Source organism: Paenibacillus sp., assembly GCF_035645235.1.
GTDB lineage: Bacteria > Bacillota > Bacilli > Paenibacillales > YIM-B00363 > Paenibacillus_AE.
Map to the genome: position 1 here is coordinate 19,863 of NZ_DASQMZ010000102.1, position 7,986 is coordinate 27,848.

The following is a 7,986-nucleotide window of genomic DNA, read 5'->3' on the forward strand; positions in this document are numbered from 1 at the left end:
GGCAGGGTCGGCGTCGGGAAGTTTACGCCTCGCCGAAGCCGCGCCAGTCGATGAGCGTCGAGAGCGCCTCTCGCCGGCGTTCGGCGATGCGGCGATATACGTCGGGCGCCGCGTCGGGGCGGATGGTTTCGTACAGGCCGTCGACCCGCAGGCGGCCGTCCGCAAGCCACCGCAGGGCGGTCGCCAGGTTGCCGTAGATGCTCGGTTCGCCGGCGTCACCTGCGTAGAGCGGCAGCTCCCATTCCCAGCCGCTGCGCAGCCTTACATAACGGTGGAAGACGACGCTCATGACGTCGTGCGCCGTGTGCTCGCTCCGCTGCGACCAAGGGACGCCGGTCAGGACGACCTCGCCGCCTTTGGCGACCAAGCGGCAGCCGGCGAGCGCATCCTGCTCTTTGCCCGTACAGTCGATAAACAACGCCACCCGGCCCGCGACGGCCTCGTCCGTCTCCGGGACAGCGGCGTACGTCGCCGCGACGTTGAACGTATCGAGGTGCCGTCGGCGCGCCTCCGACGGATCGCCGGCAAGCGTCTCGTAGCCGCAGGCGGCTACGGCTTGCGCCGTCAGGTTGCCGATCAGGCCGAGGCCATTGACGAAGACGCGCTGCGGCGGCCGCGCCGCCGTCGTCGCGATCGCGCTCATCGCCATGTTGGCCATGCGGGCGAACGGCGCTTTCTCGACGGCGAGGCCTGGGGGCAGCGGCACGATGTCCTTGCGGGCGAACCGCTGGCGCGACTGATGGGCGCCGAGGCAGAACGCGTAGTCGCCGGGGGCGACGTCCTTCACGGCGCGGCCGACCGCAGAGACGCGGAAGACGGCGGCGTAGCCCGGAACCCACGGCAGCGCGGGCGGGTTTTTGAAGAGAGCGAGCTCGGTGCCGGAGCTGACGAGGCTCGTAACCGTCACGCCCTCGACTTCATCGTCTCCGAGCGGGCGCCGATCCGGCTCGTATGGCTCGAGCGCGGCTTGCTCGCGTGCGGGGAAGACGACGCGGCATCCCGAAACCTTTCCTTCCGGCCCTACCATCGCGCGAGCAGCTCCAGGTTCGTCTTGAGCTTTGCGGACGCGTCGACGTAGACGTACGCGCCGCCGTCGAACGAGCCCCGTTGCGTGAGCGGGATGCCGAGCGAGGCGAGCGACGCGCAGGTGCCGTCCAAATCTTCGACGAAGTCGAACGCAAGATGGTGGAAGCCTTCGCCCTTGCGGTCGAGGTCGGCGCGCCACACGCTGTCCGCCCCGTCCGGTTGAATGAATTCCAGCTGCAGGGGGCCCATGTCGACAAGGTGAATGCGGGCGCGTCCTTCGGCCGGCCGCCCAAGATACGTCGTGTTCGCGCGGTCGTACCCGTCGGTCTCGAACGACCAGGTGCGGGCGCCGAACAGCTCGGCGTACGCGTTCGCGACGGCGGCCGCGTCCTTCGTCAGGAAGCCGAGATGGACGACGCGCTTCGTGCCGACCGCGCTCTGCGAATCCCGCGGCGCCGGACCGACGGCGAAGCCGCCTTCGGGGACGACGGGCAGCGGGTTTCCGTCCTCCTCGAGCAACTCGAGCACCGTCTTCAGCGTCTCGCGCGAGTCGAGGCACGCATAGCGCCCGCCCGTAAATTCCCCGGTTTGCTCCGCGGCGTACCCGCGCTCCCGCAAGGCGGCCAGCGTGCCGGCCATGTCCTTCACCTTCACGGCGAAATGGTGAAAGCCTTCGCCTTCGGCGTCAAGAAAATCCTTCCAGCCGCTGTCGCCATCGTCGGGCTGGATGAATTCCAGCTGCAGCTGCGGAAGATTTAAAAAGGCGAGTTTTGCGCGGCCCGAGGCGAGCGTCCCGCGGTAAGTCATCTGCGTCTGCTCGACGGGGTCCGTCCAGACGACGAACGGATCCGGCAAACCGAAGAAGTCGGCGTACGCGCGGCTCGCCGCTTCCGCGTCCTTCACGATAAATCCGATTTGACAAATGTAGGCGCTTGCGCATAATACGGGGGATGCCATGGCGGAGTATCTCCTTTTTATTGTTGTATGGTATCAAATTCAACTAAATATTAACTTATGTTATCGAACGTAGCAATAAAACAATAAAATGATTGCACATGGCAGGATGTGCTTGCCGGGGGAGGGTTCGTTTTCGGGGAATAGGGGGTTGCGAAGCTGACGGTCGTTCCGAGGCGACGAGTCTTTCTGTTGAGAGAATGCCGAACACGTCACCGTTAACAACAAACGATATAAAACAATAAAATATAATTGACTTCGAAAAGGAATCGTTCGATAATGACAGTAACGACGAATTTCATTATGCGAAAAGAGGACTTTATCATGACGAATTCTTCTTTGGATATTTCGTATTACCGACCGATCGCGGGGAAGCGCTATCTTGACGAAGCGCAGGACGAAGCGTACCGCCGGTCCTCGCTGCACGGCGATGCGGCGATCGAGGCGGAGAGCCGCTTGCCGTACCGAGCGGCGGCGGCGCTGCCGTCCGAAGGGCCGGCGTCCGCCGGCGAACCGGAGGCGCTGTGCCTCTCCGGCGTATGGCGGATGAAGGGCGCCGATCCGGCCGATCCGGGCGATCCCGCGCCGTCGACGGGCTGGTTCGGCCGCAGGGGCAAGGACAGCCTGGGGATGGCGGAGAAGTGGTACGCTCCGGGCGCCGAGCGCGGAGACTGGGACGAGGTGCAGGTGCCGACGACGGTGCAGAAAGCGCTCGTGACGCTCGGCAAGCTGGAAGATCCGCATTGGAACACGAATACGATCGACGAGCTGGACACGCACGGCGAGCCGAAGGAGCGGCCGGTCTGGTTCCGTCGGACGCGCGTCGAGCGGCAGGATTGGTGGTTCGCCAAGTCGTTCGATTTGCCGGCGCCGTGGCGCGGCAAGCGGCTCACGCTTCGGTTCGACGGCATCGACTATTCCGGGACGGTGTTCCTGAACGGGGCGTCGCTCGGCCATCATAAGGGGATGTTCGGAGGTCCCGAGCTTGATATTACGGGACTTGCCAGGTTCGATGCGCCGAACGAGCTCGTCGTCCGCATCGATCAGGCGCCGGAATCGTGGAACGGGTATCTTAAGGGCAGTCCGGGCTTCGGCTGGCACTACGGGCATCTGATTTCTTTAGGCATTTGGAAAGACGTCTGGGTACGCGCGGAGCCGGACGTCGCCGTCGTCGACCCGTTCGTCGCGACGCGGTCGATCGACGCGGGCGAAGCGAAGCTCGTGATCGAATATACGCTGACGAGCGCGCTGGCGGAACGCGCCGCGATCGTTATCGAAGGCGAAATTCGAGGGAAGGGAGACGCGTCGGGCGACGTCGTACGCTTTCGCAACGAGGTCGACGTCGCGTACGGGCGCAATCGGTTCCGCACCGAGGTGGCGCTCCCGAATCCTGCGCTCTGGTGGCCGGTCGGATACGGCGATCCGTCGCTGTACACGCTGACGCTCGGCGCGCGCGCGGCCGACGCGGCCGAGGGGCCGATCGATGCGGCCGGCGTCTCCGCCGACTTCGGGGTGCGGACGATCAAGATGCTGCCGCTCGACGATACGCCGCAGGAGACCGATTACCGCTGGCAATTCGTCGTCAACGGCGTGCCGATGTTTATCAAGGGCGCGAACTGGTGCTGGCCGGATCCGATGCTCGAGCAGGACGAAGCGAAATACGAGCGGATGCTCGAGCTGGCGCGGCGCGGCAACGTGCAAATGCTGCGCGCCTGGGGAGGCGGAATCGTCGAGTCGGATATCTTCTACCGCCTGTGCGACGAGAAGGGCATTATGGTGTATCAGGAATTCCCGCTGTGCTGGGGACCGATCGATTCGCCGCACACGGACCTCGGCGTGCTCGACCGTCAAGTCACGGCGAATGTAAAGCGTCTGCGCAACCATCCTTCGCTCGTCATGTGGGGCGGCGGCAACGAAAACGGGCCGCACGGCGGCGCGGACGAGGGGTTGTTCCTCGTCGGACGCCGGTGCCGCGGCTTCGATCCGTCGCGGCCGTATCATCGCACCGACCCGTGGGGCGGCAGCGTGCATAATTGGCACGTCTACCACTTTGGGGAGCCTCTCGACGCGGCGACGCTCGCGATGCCGTCCGTCTTCTACGGGGAATACGGCATTCCGAGCATGACGAACCGGTCGTCCGTCTTGCGGTACATGCCGGAGGAAGCGCTCGCCGAGTGGCCGCCGACGGAGGAGAGCCGCGGGTGGCTGGCTCACTTCCATCAGTTCAGCTTGAAGGATCCGATTAAGGCGATGCGATACGGCGCCTACGGTCCGATCCGCGGCTGGGAGGAATATATCGCTTATTCGCAAACCGCGCAGGGCGAGTCGATCCGCTTCACCGCGGACGTGCAGCGCGCCGGCGCCGGCAAGACGAAGACGGGCTTTTGGTTTTACAAATTTTCCGATCTGTTCCCGGGCCACTCCTGGGCGGTCGTCGACTTCTACGGAACGCCGAAGCTGAGCTATTACCGGGCGCTCCAAGTGTGCCGGCCGCGCGCCGCGTTCGCGACCTTCGAGCGGTACGAGGGGTGGCGGGCAGGCGAGACGTTCGCTGCGGCGCTGCACGTCGCCAACGACACGTCGTTCCCGCTGACGGGCGCGAGCGTATCGGCGACGGTATACGGGAGCTCGCTCGAAGCGCTGGCGACGAAGCGGTACGACGGCTTGACGCTGGAGGCGAACCGCACGGTCGCGCTTGGCGAGCTTTCGCTCGCGCTTCCGGGCGCCGAAGCGATTCAACCGTTCCTGCTCGCGGTCGCGCTGCGGACGGCGGACGGCTCGCTCGTCTCGGACCAGTGGTATTGGTTCAATGCCCAGCCGAAGAGCGAGGTGCTGCTTGCGTTCGAGCGGAGCCATACGCATAACGACAACGAATATCCCGGGGAAGAGGCGGCGAAGGCGTTCGCGCTGTACGCGAATCTGGAGGACGCGCCGCTGCGGCGCCTGCCGGAAACCCGGCTAGAGTGGTCGATCGAGCGCGAAGGGAGCCGCGGCGCGATCCGCGTCCGGAACGTCGGCTCGGTGCCCGCGGTGCGCGTTACGGTGGAAGGGTTCCCCGACGACTGGGACTGCTACTTGGACGACAACGATTTCGGTTTGGAGCCGGGCGAGGAGCGTCGGATCGGCTTCGAGGCGGGCGAGGCCGCCGCGCTCGGCGCGCTGACGCTCTGCGCCTGGAACGCGCCGCGGACGGCGCCGTCGGCGTAATCGGCAGGCGGAGACTCGCGGTACGCGCACGAGAGGAGATCAGCGACTTTGACGAACGCAAATTACGCAAACCATAACGGACGTGCCGAGCATGACCGAACGGCGGGCTGGGACGCCCGCTGGATCGCGAAGGCGCAGCCGGACCATCGCGCTTGGAGCCGCATCGCGCTCGAGACCGACGTCGCGATCGAAGCCGGAGAAGCGCATGTATTGTTCGGCGTCAGGGACGACCGGCGCTATTGGGGCTGCGAGCTCCGCGCGGCGGAAGGCGAAGCAGCCTTCTATTCCGTCGAGGACGGCGCGCGGACGGAGCGCGGCCGCGCGGCGGCGCCCGAGCTCGCCGCCGCGCCCGCCCGGGCGGCGGCGCGCATCGCGCACGAAGGCGACGCCTTAAGGCTGTATGTGAACGGGCGATTGGCGTTGACGGCAACCGCGCCCGCGTCCGAGGTGCCGCCGGGAACGATCGGATTCCGAACCGGCGAACGCGGGCGAGCGGTGTTCCGCGAGCTTCGCGTCTTCGCCGAAGACGGCCGCGCGCTGTACGTGAATCGGTTTTACGACCCGAGCTGCTTGCAGTTCACCGCCGGCGCCGTCGACGCGACGGGCAGCGGCCTTCGGCTCGAGGAGGGGATCCTCGCCCTCTGCGAAGCGCCCGTATCCGCGGACAGCCCGTTGTTCCGCCGGGCGTTCGTCGCGCCGTCGGACGTCGTCCGCGCGACGGTTCGCGTCTATGCGGCGGGCTGGTACGAGCTGCGCGTCAACGGGCGCAAGCTGGACGATCGCGTGCTCGCGCCTGCCAATACGCCTTATGGCCGCAGAATGCTGTACGACGAGTATGACGCGACGTCGGCGCTGCGGCAAGGGGGCAACGCGATCGGGCTGTGGCTCGGCAACGGGTATAACATGAACTACTCCCGATGGGGCTGGAAGTGGAAGCGGGAGAAAGCGGCCTTGCTGCAGTTGGACATGACGCTGGCGGACGGCTCCGCGCTCCGGATCGGAACGGACGAGACGTGGCTGACGGCGGACAGTCCGCTGCTGATGAACGACATCTACGACGGCGAGACGTTCGACGGCCGGCGGGCGTCGGCGCTCGAGGGCTGGGACACGTACGCCTACGAGCCGGCGGCCGCGGACTGGTCTCCGGCGATCCTCGCCCCGGCGCCGGAAGGCGTCCCGGAGCGGAACGAGCAGCCGCCGGTCCGCGCCTTCGAGCCTCTCGCGCCGACGCGCGTCCTGCGTCCGCGCCCGGGCGTCGCCGTCTACGACTTCGGCCAAAATATCGCGGGCTGGGCCCGCGTGCGCGTCGAAGGCGCCGCAGGAAACCGCCTGACGCTAAGATACAGCGAGCTGATCGACGCCGAGGGCAACATCGACCCGTGGACGAACCGGAACGCGCGGGCGACGGACGTGTACATCCTGCACGGGCAAGGCATCGAGACGTACGAGCCGCGGTTTACGTACCATGGCTTCCGATACGTCGAGGCGAGCGGCGACCCCATCGAGGCGCAGACGCTCCGCATCGAAGCGGTGCCGATTCGCGCGGACGTGACGATCGACGGATCGTTCCGCTGCGCCGACCCGCTCGTCGAACGCATCCAAAGCAATCTGCGGTGGTCGATCCTGAACAACTTGGTCACGATCCCGACGGATTGCTGCCAGCGCGACGAGCGGACGCCGTGCATGATGGATTCCGCGGTCGTCGAGGAGACGGCGATGCTGAATTTCGGCATGCGGGACTATTATCGAAAGTGGCTCGGCGACGTCGAAGACAGCCTGTCGAACCCGGATTGGAGCGGCGACAAGGTGACGCTGCCTTGGCATCTGTATCGGCATTACGGCGATGCGGACACGCTCGGGAAGCAGTATGCATCCATGAAGAGCTATATCGATCATCTGGCCGCCAAGTGGCCGGACGGCATCGTGACGGAAGGCTTCGGCGATTGGTGTCCGCCGAACGACGACGGTTGGGAAAACTACTTCCGCGAGGTCGCGATCGTCAACACGGCGCTCTATTATCGGCAAACCGCGGTCGTCGCCGAGGCGGCCGGGGCGCTCGGCCGCGCGGAGGAGCAAGCGCGCTACGAAGCGCACGCGAACGAGATCCGCCGCGCCTCCCACGACCGCTTCTACCGAGGGAACGGCGTCTACGGCGACGGCACCCAGACGGCGCAGCTGCTGCCGCTCGCGTACGGCTTGGCGTTCGAAGAGGCGGCGGGCGAAGCGTTCGACCGGCTCATTGACGCGATCGCGGCGAAGGGGAACCGTCTGGATACAGGCATCTACGGCACGCGGTACCTGATGGACGTCTTGGCCGACGGCGGACGGATCGACTTGGCGTACGAGCTGCTCACCCGCACCGATTACCCGAGCTTCGGCTATCAGATCGAGCAAGGGGCGACGACCCTCTGGGAGCAATGGAGCTTTAAGGGGGGCATGCATTCGCACGATCACGCGATGTTCGCGGGCATCGGCGCTTCGTTCTACACAAGGCTGGCGGGGATTCGTCCGCTGGAGCCGGGCTACGCGAAAGTCGAGATCGCGCCGAGCGTGCCGGCGAAGCTCGACTGGGTCGAGGCGGCGATCGACACGGTGCGCGGCCGCCTCGTTTCGGCTTGGCGGAAAGAGAGCGGGCGCGTAACGCTTGAGATCGAGATCCCCCAAGGAGCGACGGCGGTCGTCCGGCTGCCGCGTCCGGTCGACGGCGCGGAGCCGAAGCGGATCGAGGTCGGACCGGGGAAACACCGATTCACGAACTGACGCGCTTCGAAAAACGAAGAGGCAAGCCGCTACCCGGCC

The 7,986-nt window shown here is 66.1% G+C and carries 4 protein-coding genes and 2 pseudogenes; 4 read left to right on the forward strand and 2 right to left on the reverse strand.

What is annotated here, in order from left to right; translation table 11 throughout:
- Positions 1-22: 22 nt before the first annotated feature.
- Entirely contained in the window at positions 23-1,027 is a 1,005-nt protein-coding gene (locus tag VEZ38_RS09580; protein WP_324893131.1) for a hypothetical protein, read from the reverse strand.
- On the reverse strand, positions 1,021-1,983 hold the full coding sequence (locus VEZ38_RS09585) for a VOC family protein (protein WP_324893132.1): 963 nt from the start codon (positions 1,981-1,983) through the stop codon (positions 1,021-1,023). Before VEZ38_RS09585 ends, VEZ38_RS09580 begins: the two co-directional genes overlap by 7 nt.
- Before the next feature lie 627 nt (positions 1,984-2,610).
- On the opposite strand from VEZ38_RS09585, the pseudogene VEZ38_RS20620 reads away from it, so the two are divergent.
- The 4 genes and pseudogenes from VEZ38_RS20620 to VEZ38_RS09595 form a co-directional block, all read left to right on the forward strand.
- Positions 2,611-3,027, forward strand: a pseudogene (locus tag VEZ38_RS20620) (glycosyl hydrolase 2 galactose-binding domain-containing protein); the annotation flags it as partial.
- Positions 3,028-3,105: 78 nt separating this feature from the next.
- Positions 3,106-3,432 (forward strand): annotated as a pseudogene (locus VEZ38_RS20625) (hypothetical protein); the annotation flags it as partial.
- Positions 3,433-3,681: 249 nt separating this feature from the next.
- Complete coding sequence (locus VEZ38_RS20630) at positions 3,682-5,187, forward strand: glycoside hydrolase family 2 TIM barrel-domain containing protein (protein WP_414694694.1); 1,506 nt, start codon at positions 3,682-3,684, stop codon at positions 5,185-5,187.
- A gap of 48 nt (positions 5,188-5,235) precedes the next feature.
- On the forward strand, positions 5,236-7,947 hold the full coding sequence (locus tag VEZ38_RS09595) for a family 78 glycoside hydrolase catalytic domain (protein ID WP_324893134.1): 2,712 nt from the start codon (positions 5,236-5,238) through the stop codon (positions 7,945-7,947).
- The last annotated feature ends 39 nt before the right edge of the window (positions 7,948-7,986 follow it).

Excerpts from the sequence above, each read along its gene's own strand:
- VEZ38_RS20630 (WP_414694694.1), top strand. The coding sequence starts at position 3,682 with ATGCTGCGCGCCTGGGGAGGCGGAATCGTCGAGTCGGATATCTTCTAC.
- VEZ38_RS09585 (WP_324893132.1), bottom strand. The coding sequence starts at position 1,983 with ATGGCATCCCCCGTATTATGCGCAAGCGCCTACATTTGTCAAATCGGA.
- VEZ38_RS09580 (WP_324893131.1), bottom strand. The coding sequence starts at position 1,027 with ATGGTAGGGCCGGAAGGAAAGGTTTCGGGATGCCGCGTCGTCTTCCCC.